Raw genomic sequence first — 16,127 nt, forward strand, 5'->3', positions numbered from 1 at the left:
AATACATTTTCTGAGGCTCGTGGGCTGAAAACTAGAAAAAAATTGCTATATAACTTATTAATTCCTGATTACGGAAGTGGACTGACTTTTCCTCTTCTTCCTCAAAAGATGAAGTTTACTGCCGATTTGATAAAGGAATTCTTGAAAAAGTAGTCCAACTATGAACCAAGGTTCTATCAAATACCGCCTCCATAGTCTTTTAGGTTCATTGATGAGGCGATACAGCCACTCTAGACATATTTTTCCCATCCAACGAGGAGGAGTTGCTACTGCTCCGGCTACATAGTCTATGCAAGCACCACTAGGAAGAATAGCATTAGTCTCGATCTTTTCGATATTATCGAGAATCCATTGTTCCTGACGAGGCATTCCCATCCCTACCATCAAGATATGAGGCTGATAAGCATTTATTTTACCTAAGATTACCTGGTTTTCTGAGCTATTTAGGTCAAAATGACCATTTACAGTAACCATTTGCAAACCTGGATACTTATCCTGTAGAATCTGAGCTCCTTTGTCAGCAATTCCTGGTTTAGAACCCAAATATAAGATACGCCAACCTTGTTGTGAGGCCTCTGCTATCAAAGACCATACCCAATCTGCATAAGTAACACGGTGTTTTCTTTTGCAGGGGAGACGAAAAAATTTACCTAAAAAGACTAAAGCCATACCGTCTATATGAATATAATCTGCAATACCGTAAAAGTCTCTCATTTTAGGATTGTGATGATAAATATACAGACTGTTGAGATTATGGTTAGCAATAATCCACTTGGTGTTGAGCGCAATAGCTTCACTAATTAAGGCGTTAAGCTGGGTCATACTAAGCAGGTTTATTCTAACGCCGAGCAACTCGTACCATTTATTTTTCATAATTTCTTTTATCAGAAGAAAATCGTACAGCTAAACTGAATAAAATAGTTAAATTGAGTGTCATGAATGCACCACAACTAGCTTGATTCGTCAAATCTTTACTGAATCAGGAAGAAGATTAAATGTTATTTGTAAAGTAAATAAGTTGAATCACTAAAAGTAAGTTAAGTAGTCAGGCAGATTGATTTATAAAATGCCAACAAGTAAATCAATACACTCTGAAACAATTAGACTAAAAGTTACCCAAATTTTGGTTTTACATTTTATTGTGCCTTTCTACCTAACTTAGGAAACATCATCAGCCAAAATTCTCCGAGAAAATACGTACGTGATATTACTGATCTAGTTAAACGACCACGAGCTTAAACGCTATTTCAGAAAACGACAAGAGTTATAACCAGATTGTTACAAATCTACAAATAAAAATATTAGTACATCACAAACATGAATAGATTACGAAACTCCTATTCTCTGTCAGATAAGCTTTACAGGTCATCTTTTTCTCCTTCCTAAAACCATCCATAAGGAGTGAGTAGTGAGAAGTCTCACTTCAGACGTGACACGCCATACTTCAAGTTTCAAATTAGGATGAAAATGTTATTTATTATACAAGACTGCTCGCTAAAGCTTAATTTTCATACCAATTCACTAAATGAACGCTGTACATCAGACAAGTACAGCCTTTGATTTAACTGAATTCATTTCTAGCAAAGTTAAAGTGAATTTATATCAGATGAGAGAGTTTTGGCTCTTTGATGGGGAAATTCGTCCCATTTTACTCTTCCTCAATCTCAAGTCACGCTATTCAACGCAACTTGGTGTTGTGAAATCAACTGTGTAAATGGATCAAATTCTCGATCATTGCCGAATGTGTAATTATTTTCTCTTAACTGTCTAGGGAAAAATAACATTTATAGATTTGATAACTACTAGGTATCATTACCCGATCAATAATGCCAATTCTCTGTGTCGCTTGATTCAGCTTATCTTACAGAAATTTTTGATAGCATCAAGTTCCATTTTCGTTGAATCCCAAACATTAATACGAATCTTTTATGTGTAGATTTATAACAATCTGGTTGTAACTCTTGTCGTTTTCTGAAATAGCGTTTAAGCTCATGGTCGTTAATCTAAATCAGTAATATCACGTACGTATTTTCTCGGAGTACTAGAGTATGAAAAGTAACTAATATGTGTTGCTTGTTTTTGAGTGTAAATCTATTCTTAAGTTCTTTCTTTTCAGAACGAGCTAATTAAAAGTAAACCTATTACCTGGGGAAGCATTGCAAATGTCAATAATTGCTATAATACCTGCCCGTGGTGGCTCTAGAGGTTTACCTGGTAAAAATATTAGGGAATTAGCTAATAAACCACTGATTGCTCATTCTATTATCAATGCTAAAGAAGCAAGATTTGTAGATCGAGTTTACGTTTCTACAGATGATCGCGAAATTGCCAGAATTTCTCTAGACTATGGTGCAGAAATAATTAATCGCCCTCATGAATTAGCTAATGATACTGCTTCTTCTGAATCAGCTTTAATTCATGCAGTTGATACTATTGCAGCTACTGGTGTTGCCATAGATTTGGTGGTGTTTTTGCAATGTACTTCTCCCATTAGAACGGGGAAGGATATTGACAATGCTATTCGAAAATTGAACCAAGAAAATACTGATTCTTTGTTGTCGGTTTCTCCTTCTCATCGATTTCTCTGGCAAGAAACTGATGGTATAGCCCAATCGATTAATTACGACTATCGTCACCGTTTGCGCCGTCAAGATATGGAGCCACAATATGTGGAAAATGGTTCAATTTATATTTTCAAACCTTGGGTATTAAAAGAATTAAATAATCGCTTGGGCGGTAAAATTGCTCTTTTTCCTATGAGTGAAGCAGCAAGCTGGGAAATAGATTCACTTCTCGATTTTGAAATTGCCGAATCTTTACTAAAAAAGCAGGTGACAGTAAATGCTTATTGATAGAAGTATTGCTAAATATATCGTTTTTTCCGAAGACAACATCATTAATGCCTTGAAAAAGATTAGTGATAATAAAAGTAAAGTTATCTTTTCTGTAACTGAATCTGGCAGACTTGAAGGAGTCATGACTGATGGTGACTTTCGGCGGTGGTTAGTCAGTCAAAATACCATCGATCTCAATCAGTCGGTTTCTAAGGTTGCAAATAAAAACTTTAAATATGCCTTTGACGGTGATGAACCGGAAAAGATTCAATCTTATTTATCAGACACAATTGAATTTATTCCCCTAATTGATAAAAACCACCATTTAGTAGCAGTAGCCAGAAAGCGATCGCAAGTTATTCAGATCGGTAAGTTCACTATCGATGCGGAATCTCCAAGCTTTATTATTGCTGAGATTGGGAACAACCATAATGGTAGTTTAGAAGTAGCTCGTCAACTGATAGACGCAGCATTGTTAGCTGGTGCCAACTGTGTCAAATTTCAACTACGGGATTTGAGTTCGCTTTATGTAAACGCTGGTAATGCTAATGATGCTAGTGAAGATTTAGGTTCTCAGTATACTTTAGATTTACTATCTCGTTTCCAGCTCAGTCCTGAGGAAATGTTTACCGCCTTTGATTATTGTAAAGAGCGGGATATTTTACCCTTATGTACTCCCTGGGATGAGAGAAGCTTAAGTCTGTTAGAAGAATATGGAATGCCAGCTTACAAGGTAGCCTCGGCAGATTTAACCAATCATGACTTTCTCAAAGCGTTGGCTAATACAGGAAAGCCATTAATCTGTTCCACAGGAATGTCAACTGAAGCTGAAATTACTGAAACTGTTAGTTTATTGCAGCGTTTAGGTGCAATGTATGTACTACTACACTGCAATTCTACTTATCCCGCCCCTTTTAAAGATGTGAACTTGGCTTATCTTGAACGTCTGCAAGAGTTGGGAAATTGTCCCGTTGGTTATTCTGGTCACGAGCGAGATATTAATGTTGCGATCGCATCTATAGCCAAAGGTGCCAAAGTGATCGAGAAACATTTTACGCTTGATAAATCCATGGAGGGCAACGACCACAAAGTCAGTCTGTTACCTCAAGAATTTCAGGCGATGGTGGAAGGAATACGCCAGGTAGAAGCAGCGATCGGTCAATCTGGCGATCGCCGTTTGAGTCAAGGGGAATTGATGAACCGCGAAACCCTTGCCAAAAGCCTTGTCATTAATTGTGACTTGCAGCTGGGAGAAGTAATTAGCGAAACCATGATTGAGGTTAAAAGTCCTGGAAAGGGTTTACAACCCAATCGCAAAGTGGAATTAATCGGCAAAAAAGCCAAAAGAACATTTAAAGCAGGAGACTTTTTCTTTCTCAGTGACTTAGAACGAGAACGTGTTTCTGCCCGTTCCTATAAGTTTAAACGTCCTTGGGGTTTGCCGGTACGCTATCACGACTTTAAAAGGATCTTGGCTAAAACTAATCCCGACTTATTAGAGTTCCACCTCAGCTATAAAGACTTAGAACAAGATATTAAGCAATATTTTGATCGCATTTACGATTTAGATTTAGTGGTACATAGTCCCGAACTATTTGCGGGCGATCTAGTTTTAGATTTATGCTCCACCAATGAAGACTATCGCCAGCAATCAATTAAAGAATTACAAAAAGTAATTGATTTAACGCGATCACTTAAACCATATTTTAGTCAAGCATCTCGGCCTTGTATCGTAACTAATGTGGGTGGCTTTAGTGAAGACAAACCCTTACCAAGTTCTCTCAAAACTGAGTTATACGAACTACTGATTGATAGCCTCTCAACTTTAGATAAAGATGAAGTAGAAATTATTCCCCAAACTATGCCACCTTTTCCTTGGCATTTTGGCGGACAACGTTACCACAACCTCTTTGTAGATCCTCAAGATACGGTTCAATTCTGCCAAGAACAAAACTACCGTATATGTTTAGATGTTTCTCACTCTAAATTAGCTTGCAACCATCATAAATGGTCGTTTAAAGAGTTTGTCGAACAGGTTAGTCATTACACTGCACATTTACACATTGCTGATGCGGAAGGTATAGATGGTGAAGGTTTACAAGTCGGTGAAGGTGATATTGATTTTCCTGCTTTATCAGCAGACTTAGCTAAAAAAGCAAGCCAAGCTTCTTTTATTCCAGAGATTTGGCAAGGACACAAGAATGAAGGAGAAGGTTTCTGGGTTGCGCTGGAGAAATTAGAGGAGTTTTTGTAAATTTTGCATTAAAGCAAGCTTAATTTGAGTGGAATCCACAGCATAAATCATGAGGGAGAAAAACGAGTTATGAGTTCAAAATTTCAAAATGAGCCGTTTTTTCTAGTTAGTTGTCCGCGCTCAGGAAGTACTATGCTGAGATTAATGCTCAACGAGCATCCCCGCCTAAGAGTCCCCGATGAATCCTTCTTCCTTACTGAATTGATGAATAAGCTACCACTAAATTCCCCTCTGAGTCAGGAGGATAAGCGGTTGGCTTTTGATATCATATCTAACCATGAGCGATGGGCAAATCCGAAATTTAAATTTCGAGCAGCCTCTAATAAAAAGCTCTGGGACACAATTTCTTGTCTAAAGCAGCCACTTCTTAGTCAGCTAATTGATGCTGTATTTCGGAATTGTACCCATCTAAAAAATAAACCTCGCTGGGGGGATAAAACACCACAATACATCAGTGACATAAATCGCTTGCATCAGGTGTTTCCTTCTGCTAAGTTTATTCATCTCATTCGTGATGGACGAGATGTTTGTATCTCTTTGCGCACTCTATATCTTAATAATCGTCATAAGGAAGGTCACGTAATCAGACGCTTTTTGTGGCATGCGGGTCGAACAATACATAGCGCAGCAAAACTCTGGCACAAAAGTGTTGAAGCAGGTATTGAATCAGGGCTGAAGCTGCCTACCGAATCATATCTTGAGATTCATTATGAAGACCTCATTCTTCGAACTGAAGATACTCTCAAAAATATCTGTTCATTTATTGGAGAAAACTATGACGACAGAATGCTTGGTTTTTATAAAAACTCATCTAAGGAGACTATGAAAGAACCAGAAGCATTCCAACCCCATGCTAAAACTCACCGTCCACCTACTCCGTCTGATACTTATCGCTGGCGTACAGAAATGAATTTGATTGAGGTGGCTCTTTTTGAATCATATGCTGGAAAAACAATGGATCGTATCGGACAGACGAGACATTTTCGAGGAGCGCTGAAATTCATTCCCTATAATTTAAGGGCTTTTGATAAACTTAGACGAATATTCATACCAACTAACCAAGATCGTGAGCTTCTAGAGCTACCAGACTTTGCCTATTTTCTTTACTATGTGCTTCGGCCTATTCGTTTGCTGGTAAAGTATACGCTAATTACGGGCAAACGTTTTCTTCCGACTTGATTATCTCTAGTTGAAAAGTTTTTTACGATTATTCCACATTAATAAAATGGACTTTAGATTGTTTTTGAGGAACTTTAATGAAAGCAATTATCCTCGCTGGCGGGTTTGGAACTCGATTGAGTGAAGAAACCAGTATTCGACCAAAGCCAATGGTAGAAATTGGTGGCAAACCAATCCTTTGGCACATTATGAAAATTTATTCTGCTCACGGTATCAACGACTTTGTAATCTGCTGTGGCTATAAAGGTTACATGATCAAAGAGTACTTTGCCAACTATTTTTTGCATATGTCCGATGTCACCTTTGATATGCGATTCAATAAAATGAATGTTCACAATGGTTATGCTGAACCTTGGCAAGTTACTTTGGTAGATACCGGTCAATCGACTATGACTGGTGGGAGACTCAAAAGAGTCAGAGAGTACGTTGGTGATGAAACCTTCTGCTTAACCTATGGGGATGGAGTAAGTAATATCAATATTACTGAGTTGATTGCTTTTCATCAAGAACAAAAAACCTTAGCCACCCTAACGGCAACTCAACCCCCTGGACGCTTTGGGGCGATTAATCTCGGACAAGAGCAAACGAAAATCACAAATTTTCAAGAGAAACCAGAGGGAGATGGAGCTTGGATCAATGGAGGTTATTTTATTCTTGAACCCCAAGTAATTGACATGATTGAGAATGACTCTACTGTTTGGGAGCAAGAACCCTTAACAAAACTAGCTCATCTAGAGCAGCTATCTGCCTATAAACATCAAGGTTTTTGGCAGCCGATGGATACTTTGCGAGATAAAAGATATTTGGAAAAGCTCTGGAATGATAGTCAAGCTCCTTGGAAGGTTTGGAAGTAGAAGTCAACTTCAGAACGCCAAAGAAGCAATTAAAAAATTAAAAATTTATATGCAATTTTTGAGATGAGTACCTCATTTATCAGCTGCGATGATTTCCAGACTAAAACAACTTGTGAGCTTTATCATGCAGTTAATCCTTCAGAATTTCGACTAAGCATTCAATCTTCTCTTTATTATTATCTACACCATGTATGGGTAGGTAGAACCAAATTATTAAAGCAAAAAAAAGTTGACTATCAATTAAAGCTTGAGATCAAAGAAAAGCTCAAAGGTTCAGCAAGAAATTTAAGGAATTCAGCAAATATTTTTTTTGATGATTATCAATTAAAGTATCGATTAAGGAATTACGATCAATGTGATGTAATATTCAATCATTTTATTTCTAGCCCTCATGGTCTTGGCATTCAGAAACTATTAGCGAAGCAATGCCAGATGCAGGGATTAAGAACTGGAATAGTTGGATTTAGTAATAATCTTTTGGCAATGGAATTGCCAGAGTTTAATGAGGTTTTACCCTTAAGACAATGTGATAGGGTTTCTGAATTCAATCTCTCATCGAAAACTTGTCAAGAAATCATTGAACAATGCAGTTATATTTACTCGTTTTTTGAAAAATTTCACTCATTTAAGGTAGCTCCAAAGGTTTTTGTACATTTAACTGAACTTGCAATTCAGATAGAGCAGAATTCATGTCTCTTGAAACACCTATTGGAAATGACAAATCCTAAACTAGTGATCTTGTCTCATGGAAAATACTTGGCAGATACAGCAATGCAAATTGCTTGCCAAAATACAGATATTCCATCAATGTTGATACCTCACGGTTTCCCACAGAGAAGTCTATCTCCATTAAGTGCATCATTTGTGATGTCTTATTGTCCTCATCATGACAATTATTTACGAAAAATTAGTTTAGCTTCTACTGAGATAATTAATTTAGGATGGTTGGAGCCTAAGGTTAGACTACCGAAAGATTTCGATATTTCTTCTGATCGCGTTACTCAAGAAAGAGGAAAATTCAACATTTTATTTTTATCCTCACTTTCTGGCTGGGATAGACATCGATGTGAATCTCTTTTAGAACGTGTTCCTGAAATCCTGAAAGCATTAAATAAAATGCCTGAAGTCGAGACGATTAATGTCCGTTTACGTAGTGATGAATACGATGATTTAGTTATCAAAACCTTGCTAACTGCATGCGCAGGTTCAAAGCTGCGGATATCGGGAATGAACAGTCCCATTACAGATGATGTGAAAGCATGCGATATTGCGATCTCTTTTAACAGTACGGGGGTACTGTATGCTCCATACTTAAGTAAGAAAGCTATAGAAATTCGCGATCAAAAAATTAATTCAGTTTGGGGCGGTACTGTACTTCCCAGTGAGCAAGTATATCAAATTGAAGATGTATTTGATGCAGAAGATTTTAGTCAATTTGTTTTAGAATCTCCGATACTAAATGGCAAAAATGTATTTTATAACTGGGGTAACGAGCTTGAAGCTTTTTCAGAATCCTTAAGCAAAATTGTCTCATAGCTTATTAATCAAATTTTATTTTGTGAATATATAGATCACGAAAAATAACCTTTAATCATCTAGTTTTCTCAATTTTTACTCCTTATGACTCCTCTTGTATCCGTTTGTGTTCCAACCTTCAATGCTGCCAAATATCTGAGAGAGTGTCTCGATAGCATTCTTGCGCAAATATTTACTGACTTTGAATTACTAATCGTCGATAATCATTCATCAGATGAAACTCTCAGTATTGTTAAGGAATATGCTGAGCTTGATTCGCGAATTCGTGTAATCATTAATCAGCATAATATTGGAGCCGTGCCTAACTTCAATCGATGTCTTGAGTTAGCTGAGGGTGAATGGATTAAATATGTTCATGCCGATGATTTTATTGCACCTGATTGTCTAGAGCAGATGCTCGCTGCAAGCCAACCTGAAAGTGCTATTATTTGCTGTCGTCGTAATTTTTTGTTTGAGCCTGATACAAACGAACAAACCAAAAAGTTCTTTCTCAAATTTTTGTCAGATTTGTCAATAGACAGTCTATTTCCCAATTCGACGGAGGTTTCTGCAAGTGATTTTTGTAACGTTATAGTAAACTACTTTTGGTTCAATATTGTTGGCGAACCAACCGCTGTAATGTTACATCGAAACGCATTTGATCGTTTTGGCACCTTTAATACTAATATTATAGGCATTTGTGACATTGAGCTTTGGGCAAGAATTGCGATCCATACAGGACTGACCTATATTCCACTGACTTTAGCAACATCACGAATACACGATCGCTCTTTAACAAATACTAATAAAATCAACCGTCATTTTCGTAAAAAATTGGATCAGCTCGTGCTGTTACATGATTTCGCGTTTCATCCCCTCTATACTCCACTGCGTGCTGCTGCCAGCGATCGCCAACCAGCGCTCAACTTTGAAGATTTACTGGCAGTGCAAGGATGTAAAGCACGAAAACTTGCGGCACAATCACAATCAAATTTCTCCGTTACGCAGGAGTGGGAAAAGATCGTACAACAATATCCCATATTGTCAGTTCTCTCAACTCCAAATCCATTACGCTACACAAGACGTTTACTCCGAAAAGCTCCAAGTTTACTTTCATTGCTGGTGCAGTCAATTGAGTCTTATCAGCGAGAAGCCCCAAGTTTCTACTTTTAAGTAAAAATTATCGCGCGATTGGGCTGAAGCCCACCGCCCTAAGGGCGATCGCTCAAGCAAAATAACCCCTTAAACTACAAATCCAAAAGTGTATCAGACTATATCATCAGATTCTCCAAAATCAATAACAGGGAGGTTAAAAAATTGAAAACTATTGCTCTCATTGAAGATAATTGGGGAGGGCATCGTCCAACATACCTCAAGATATTCACTAAAACTTTGCTTGAGTTTGGTCACCAAGTTATTGTCTTCTGTCCGGAACCTAAAGAACTGAGTGAATGGATTATCCAAAACTCTTGTTTACATCCAGAGAGACTCTACTCCTTTAAATTTCAAAAACCAGAACCTAGCTCATTTCCAGTCCTGCAAATTCGCCTAATTCTAAATGCAGTAAATTGTTGGCGTAATGTTAAAAAATCAATTCAGTATGTTTCCTTAAAAATAGGAAATTCACCAGATTTAGTATTTTTTCCCTGGCTTGATAGTTACTTGGCTCCCTATTTGACACATCATCTAATTGACACAATATTTCCTTACCAATGGTCTGGTTTGTACTTTCACCCTCGACACTTAAGACTCAGACAGAAGTTTTGGTCTATTTGTCGTGGTCCTTTGAGAGAACATGCAATGCTAAAATCTGCTCATTGCCCAGCGATCGCAGTTCTTGATGAAGGGATCTCGGAAAAATTGCAAAGTAAGATTGGAGGTAAATCTGTAATCACTTTTCCTGATTTTACAGATACATCACCACCTGACTTTAATTTTCCAATTATTCAGCAAATAAAAGAGCAAGCTCAGGGGAAAAAAATAATTGGTTTGTTGGGATCGCAAAGCAAGCGCAAAGGACTTTTGACACTTTTAGAAGTGGCTCAACAAATGGCGCAAGAAGAATATTTTTTTGTTTTTGCAGGTCGATTGGCAGAACAGACCTTTACAGTACAAGAGCTAACTAATATCCAAAATTTTGTTAATTCAGGACAGTCTAACTGTTTCTTTTATTTTGAAAGCATTCCAGATGGAACAGCATTTAATACTTTAGTTAATATCTGTGATATTTTATTTGCTGCCTATGAAAAATTTCCTCACAGTAGCAATATGTTGACCAAAGCAGCAATCTCAGAAAAGCCCATCATAGTTAGCAAGAAATTTTGCATGGCAGAAAGAATTGAAAAATTTAAGTTGGGTTTGAGTATCAATGAGGGAGATGTGGATCAATGTATTGAGGCAATAGAAGATCTATGTTATCAGGAAGAAATGAATAATAGAAACTTACAACCACATTTTGAAGATTATAGAAGTCTTCACTCTACAGCACAACTTAAAAGTGCGTTTCAAAAGATTTTAGATAAATTATAAAGTTTTTCAAAATTATGTTTTAGATATTGACTATTTACTCATGAAAACACCAGTTGCATTCATAATTTTCAAACGTCCAGATACAACAGAAAAAGTATTTGAAGCTATTCGCAAAGTAAAACCTCCAAAACTTTTAGTCATTGCTGATGGAGCACGTCTAGACCAACCAGGTGAATCAGAAAAATGTGCTGCTACTCGCGCCATCATTGATCGCGTTGATTGGGATTGTGAAGTCCTGAAAAATTATTCGGATGTCAATTTAGGTTGTGGAAAGCGAGTATCTAGTGGTCTAGATTGGGTTTTTGAAAATGTGGAAGAAGCAATTATTTTAGAGGATGATTGTCTACCCGATCTTACTTTCTTCAGGTTTTGCGAAGAATTACTCAAACATTACAGATACGACGAGAGAATTATGTCTATTTCTGCTCTAAATGTTCCTAATAGAATTAGATTGACTTCAGATAGTTATTTCTTTTCTCGCTATCAACGTTCCTGGGGTTGGGCTACTTGGAGAAGAGCTTGGAAATACTTTGACTTGGGTATGCATTGCTGGCCATTAGTCAAAAATAATAATTGGCTAGAAGATGTCCTAGAAAATAGTAATGATGCCAAAGATTGGACAAAAATATTTGAGTCTGTTTACGAAGAGCATGTAAATATTTGGGATTACCAATGGATGCTTGCCTGTTGGCTACAAAGTGGTTTAAGTATTTTGCCCAGCGTGAATTTAGTTACTAATATCGGTTTTGGTAAGGATGCTACTCATACTCATGATACTAATGAACAACGTGTCAATCTGAAAAGACAGTCTATGAGTTTTCCTCTAGAACATCCGCAATTTATTGTTAGGGATTCGCAAACAGATACCTTTATACAAACAAATATTCATCGGATGACTAATGTTGCACGCCTAAAAAATAATGTTAAACAACTTAAGGGCAGACTTGGACAATATTTAAATATGCAAAAATTAGGTTCAATAAAATAAGTAATCATGAAAGTAGCTATTTGGGGTTCATACAATCACGGCAATTATGGCGATGATTTAATGGCAATTCAATTTGCCAAATATTTTAAAGATTTAGGGGTACATCCCTGTGTTTATCGTCTTGATGAGCGTCTTGCTCAAAAATATTCAATAGAATCAGCAAAATCCCTAAATGATCTCTTGGAGAATGCTAGCTTTGGTGTTATTGGTGGTGGTGGAATGTTGACAGGAACTAGTGAAAAAAAATCTCCACAAAATCAAAGTAGTACTGATATTTTAGAAAATGATTTTCTTGAACTTACCAGGCTATGTTCTGAGAAGAAATGTAAGATTTTTCCTATTTCTGTAGGTGGAGATGGCAGAGGTATTGATACGCCCCTCAATCATCGAAGGGAAGAATTCTGGAAAAGTGATAACTGTGGTGATTTTACAGTTAGACTCCAAGAAGATGTGCCATTAGTAAAAAAATTAGGCAAAAATGCAGTTTATCATCCTGATATATTACTAACGGTATCTGATACGTGGGTTCTCCCTTCATCGCCCAACTCAGATGATAAGCTGCACGTAGGCATAAATATAGGTAAATCCAAAGCAAACTACTTCTTGGCTTTTTATTTGAGTTTGATTGCAACGATGCAAAAAAACATAGTTTTTCATTTTATCCGAACACACTTACCAAATTCCTCCCAAGATTATGAATTATTGCCAAAAATCAGATCCCCTTATATCAGACATCATACCTATACAGATCCAGATTTAACTCTTAAATTTTTAGCTAGTCTCGATTTATTAATATCATCAAAACTTCACCTTGGACTAACTGCTTTAGCTTTAAAAGTACCTTTTTATAGTTTTGAAGGACAAGCAAAAACTATAAGTTTTTTAAAAAGCATTAATGCTGACTTTGCTTTTTTCTCTCATAATGAATTGTTTAAGTTGGCAAAGCTTATTACCAATGTCGAACAGATAAATAAGGCAAAATCAAAATTTAATTTTGTAGCTCTAGAACATTTAAAAGTAGAGAGCAAGAGTCATCTTGATTTTCTTCAAGAGCTAGTTAATAGTTATAGCTAAAATTTCTCATGAAAACATCAATGATTAACACTTTCGATCCTCAAGACGGAACTTCTCTCTCTAGTTATTGTCTCCATCAAGGTTGGCAGAATATTGGTAACAATAGTATTCAGCATATTTGAGGTGTAATTTAACTATGAAAGCTTTATTATTGAATACTTCAGATATTAAAGGTGGTGCAGCTCGTGCAGCTTATCGCCTACATCAAGGTCTGAATCAGATTTCAGTCAAATCTCAGATGTTATCGCAACTAAAGTACAGCCAAGACCCAAATGTTTTCGGAACTAATCTTGCCTCAGGGATTGGACAAGTTAAAACTGGTCTTCGGCTGACTCTAGACCAGATACCATTGAAACTCTATAACCAAAGAGGAAAACAACGTTTTTCTGCCAATTGGCTACCTTATCAAATAACTACTCAAGTTGCTCAACTAGACCCAGATATCATTAATTTACACTGGATTGGTGCAGGTTATCTTCAAATCGAATCAATTGCTAAATTTAATAAGCCAATAGTCTGGACATTCCATGATATGTGGGCATTTACAGGAGGCTGCCATTACGACCAAGAATGTCAAAAGTATACTAATTCGTGTGGTGGTTGTCCTCAACTGGGTAGTGATAAAAATTGGGATTTGTCTAGTTGGGTCTGGCAACGCAAACAAAAAGCTTGGCAAAACTTAAACTTGACCATTGTTACCCCTAGTAAATGGTTAGCAAATTGTGCCAAGGCTAGCTCTTTATTTAAAAATAAACGAATTGAAGTAATTCCATACGGTTTAAATCTAAATATCTTTAGACCAATTAATCAGAAAATAGCTAGACAACTACTGAAACTACCACAAGATAAGCAGCTTGTTCTATTCTTGTCCTTAAAAGCCACCAGCGATCAACGTAAAGGCTTTCACTTATTACAGCCTGCATTACAAAAACTAAGTGCTTTAGGCTCGAATGACTGCATGGAATTAATTGTAGTAGGAGCTTCAAAACCAGAAAAAGCGGTTGATTTTGGTTTTAAATCTCATTATTTAGGAACTTTAACTGATGATTTAATGCTGGCTTTGGCTTACTCAGCAGCAGATGCATTTATTGCTCCATCTATCCAAGATAACTTACCTAATACTGTGTTAGAGGCAATTTCCTGCGGAACTCCTTGTATTGCTTTTAATATTGGAGGAATGCCTGACATGATTGAACATCAGCAAAATGGCTATCTAGTAAAACCCTACGAAATTGATGACTTAGTTCAAGGTATTACTTGGACATTAAAAAACAAAGAACGGAATCAGAAACTAGCTTATCGTGCTCGTGAAAAAGCTGAACAAGAATTTGCTCTAGAAATTCAAGCGCATCGCTACAATTCCCTTTTTACTGAAATCCTTGAGGGGAGCAATAATCAAAAGAGACAGAATTTCAGTGAACAGCAACAAAATAGCTTTAGAGAGATAGCACAACTCAGTGAAAGTATTTAAGAAAGGAGAATAATCTCTATGAAAATGCCAAATAAACCAATTCATGAGTAGGCAGATAGGAATGATACCATTATTCAATCTCTCAATTCATCGTCGCTTATTAGAGAAATTGGAAATAGTAGTCACAGTTATCTGGCTACTGTATTTCATGGATGTTAGAGTTCCACCACCTATTTCATCATCATTGGTTAATGCTTTAAGCTATCCTGTTACTTTCTTTTTAGTTGCTTTACATTGGAAGCGTATAGCCTACGTTGCAACTAGAAATATTCCTCTAATGATCTTCGTAGGGATTGCGATGTTCTCTGTGGTCTGGTCTACCAATGTAAATAGCACTTTAGATATTAGTAGAGGTTTGTTGCGTACATTTTTATTTGGGGCATACTTTACAACTCGCTACAGCCTTAAAGAGCAGATGAAAATATTGGCTTTAGTATTTGGTATGTCAGCAATTTTGAGTTGGGGGATTTGTATAGCTATTCCTAGTTATGGAATTGGGTCAAATGGATGGCAAGGTATTTTTCCCTATAAAAACTATATGAGTCGCGCAATGATTTTAGGAGCGATCCTGTTTTTAATTATTGCTCTCAATAAATATCAATGGAGAAGAAGTTGGTTAGGCTGGATAGGACTTGGTATAGCAGTACCTTTGGCTATATTTGCTAGAAGCTCAACAGGTCTGCTTCTTCTATTTGTATTACTGTTACAGATGCCACTTTATGGCATGGTCAAACAACAATATAAGCTGAAAGTGATTCTTTTGAGCTTTGTTTGCATTTTAGTAGGTACTGTAGCTATACTCATTGTCGCTAATCAGGAAACCATTCTAGTTGACCTTCTAGGAGAAGGTACAACATTCAACGGACGTATACCAATATGGACTTTGATTATAGAAAAGGTATTAGACGAGCGGTTCTGGTGGGGCTACGGCTATGGTGCTTTCTGGAATTCCGATGCAGGTGTCCACGTTATTCTTAACACCTGGGCATCAAATACAGGAATTCCTAGTACGTTTAATGCTCATAGTGGTTATATAGAAATATTTGCTAATTTAGGCTTTTTTGGACTAATATCGTACGGTATTGTTCTTATAACAGTCTTTTTTAAAGTATTTATTTTATTATTCTCAACTAAGAAGGTAGAATTCTTTTGGGTCTTTCAATTCTTAGTATTTACTTGTTTAGCTAGCTTGGCTGATGTTGGAATGGGGTTGGGATCTACTAGTGTATATGGGATTCTTTTTATCGCAGTATGTTTATCAAGCTCTGTTGAATATAAACGCTTGATGAAAAAACGATACCCTAAAAAGATTTTAGGGATTAATTATAGCTACAGTCCAAGACGATACTTTTTCAATGTTAGGTAAATCAGTTATCAATAAAAACTTTATAGTTTACTACGATCAATACTTTTAAGTACAACCTAATTA

Annotated in this window: 12 protein-coding genes; 11 read left to right on the plus strand and 1 reads right to left on the minus strand. The window is 36.7% G+C overall.

The window, feature by feature from the left end:
• Nucleotides 1–57 precede the first annotated feature (57 nt).
• Complete coding sequence (locus PLEUR7319_RS0103185; RefSeq protein ID WP_019503763.1) at nt 58–873, minus strand: WecB/TagA/CpsF family glycosyltransferase; 816 nt, start codon at nt 871–873, stop codon at nt 58–60.
• A 1,289-nt stretch (nt 874–2,162) separates the two neighbouring features.
• Between PLEUR7319_RS0103185 and PLEUR7319_RS0103190 the strand changes: the two genes are divergently transcribed.
• From PLEUR7319_RS0103190 to PLEUR7319_RS34075, 11 genes are all read left to right on the plus strand, one after another.
• On the plus strand, nt 2,163–2,852 hold the full coding sequence (locus tag PLEUR7319_RS0103190; RefSeq protein WP_019503765.1) for a cytidylyltransferase domain-containing protein: 690 nt from the start codon (nt 2,163–2,165) through the stop codon (nt 2,850–2,852).
• Entirely contained in the window at nt 2,842–5,088 is a 2,247-nt protein-coding gene (locus PLEUR7319_RS0103195) for an N-acetylneuraminate synthase family protein (protein ID WP_019503766.1), read from the plus strand. The genes PLEUR7319_RS0103190 and PLEUR7319_RS0103195 overlap by 11 nt, the downstream gene beginning before the upstream one ends.
• A 69-nt stretch (nt 5,089–5,157) precedes the next feature.
• Complete coding sequence (locus PLEUR7319_RS0103200) at nt 5,158–6,267, plus strand: sulfotransferase (RefSeq protein ID WP_144054230.1); 1,110 nt, start codon at nt 5,158–5,160, stop codon at nt 6,265–6,267.
• 77 nt (nt 6,268–6,344) lie between these two features.
• The gene (gene rfbF / locus PLEUR7319_RS0103205) at nt 6,345–7,121 is read left to right on the plus strand and encodes a glucose-1-phosphate cytidylyltransferase (protein WP_019503768.1); all 777 of its coding nucleotides are present in this window, start codon (nt 6,345–6,347) and stop codon (nt 7,119–7,121) included.
• Nucleotides 7,122–7,184: 63 nt separating this feature from the next.
• Entirely contained in the window at nt 7,185–8,657 is a 1,473-nt protein-coding gene (locus PLEUR7319_RS0103210) for a hypothetical protein (protein WP_019503769.1), read from the plus strand.
• A gap of 84 nt (nt 8,658–8,741) precedes the next feature.
• The gene (locus PLEUR7319_RS0103215; RefSeq protein ID WP_019503770.1) at nt 8,742–9,809 is read left to right on the plus strand and encodes a glycosyltransferase family A protein; all 1,068 of its coding nucleotides are present in this window, start codon (nt 8,742–8,744) and stop codon (nt 9,807–9,809) included.
• Between the two features lie 144 nt (nt 9,810–9,953).
• Nucleotides 9,954–11,165: a glycosyltransferase gene (locus PLEUR7319_RS0103220; protein WP_019503771.1), complete on the plus strand. Its 1,212-nt coding sequence runs from the start codon at nt 9,954–9,956 to the stop codon at nt 11,163–11,165.
• 40 nt (nt 11,166–11,205) lie between these two features.
• A complete protein-coding gene (locus tag PLEUR7319_RS34065; RefSeq protein WP_019503772.1) occupies nt 11,206–12,153 on the plus strand; it encodes a hypothetical protein in 948 nt (315 codons plus the stop codon).
• Nucleotides 12,154–12,159: 6 nt separating this feature from the next.
• On the plus strand, nt 12,160–13,227 hold the full coding sequence (locus PLEUR7319_RS0103230) for a polysaccharide pyruvyl transferase family protein (RefSeq protein WP_019503773.1): 1,068 nt from the start codon (nt 12,160–12,162) through the stop codon (nt 13,225–13,227).
• A gap of 136 nt (nt 13,228–13,363) precedes the next feature.
• Nucleotides 13,364–14,698, plus strand: coding sequence for a glycosyltransferase family 4 protein (locus tag PLEUR7319_RS34070; RefSeq protein ID WP_019503774.1), 1,335 nt, complete (start codon nt 13,364–13,366; stop codon nt 14,696–14,698).
• A 43-nt stretch (nt 14,699–14,741) separates the two neighbouring features.
• The gene (locus PLEUR7319_RS34075) at nt 14,742–16,064 is read left to right on the plus strand and encodes an O-antigen ligase (protein ID WP_019503775.1); all 1,323 of its coding nucleotides are present in this window, start codon (nt 14,742–14,744) and stop codon (nt 16,062–16,064) included.
• Nucleotides 16,065–16,127: the final 63 nt, after the last annotated feature.

The sequence above is a fragment of the Pleurocapsa sp. PCC 7319 genome, from assembly GCF_000332195.1.
Taxonomy (GTDB): Bacteria; Cyanobacteriota; Cyanobacteriia; order Cyanobacteriales; family Xenococcaceae; genus Waterburya.

Excerpts from the sequence above, each read along its gene's own strand:
- PLEUR7319_RS0103195 (WP_019503766.1), top strand. The coding sequence starts at position 2,842 with ATGCTTATTGATAGAAGTATTGCTAAATATATCGTTTTTTCCGAAGAC.
- PLEUR7319_RS0103215 (WP_019503770.1), top strand. The coding sequence starts at position 8,742 with ATGACTCCTCTTGTATCCGTTTGTGTTCCAACCTTCAATGCTGCCAAA.
- PLEUR7319_RS34065 (WP_019503772.1), top strand. The coding sequence starts at position 11,206 with ATGAAAACACCAGTTGCATTCATAATTTTCAAACGTCCAGATACAACA.
- PLEUR7319_RS34075 (WP_019503775.1), top strand. The coding sequence starts at position 14,742 with ATGAGTAGGCAGATAGGAATGATACCATTATTCAATCTCTCAATTCAT.
- PLEUR7319_RS0103210 (WP_019503769.1), top strand. The coding sequence starts at position 7,185 with ATGAGTACCTCATTTATCAGCTGCGATGATTTCCAGACTAAAACAACT.
- PLEUR7319_RS34070 (WP_019503774.1), top strand. The coding sequence starts at position 13,364 with ATGAAAGCTTTATTATTGAATACTTCAGATATTAAAGGTGGTGCAGCT.
- PLEUR7319_RS0103200 (WP_144054230.1), top strand. The coding sequence starts at position 5,158 with ATGAGTTCAAAATTTCAAAATGAGCCGTTTTTTCTAGTTAGTTGTCCG.
- PLEUR7319_RS0103230 (WP_019503773.1), top strand. The coding sequence starts at position 12,160 with ATGAAAGTAGCTATTTGGGGTTCATACAATCACGGCAATTATGGCGAT.
- PLEUR7319_RS0103185 (WP_019503763.1), bottom strand. The coding sequence starts at position 873 with ATGAAAAATAAATGGTACGAGTTGCTCGGCGTTAGAATAAACCTGCTT.
- PLEUR7319_RS0103190 (WP_019503765.1), top strand. The coding sequence starts at position 2,163 with ATGTCAATAATTGCTATAATACCTGCCCGTGGTGGCTCTAGAGGTTTA.
- rfbF (WP_019503768.1), top strand. The coding sequence starts at position 6,345 with ATGAAAGCAATTATCCTCGCTGGCGGGTTTGGAACTCGATTGAGTGAA.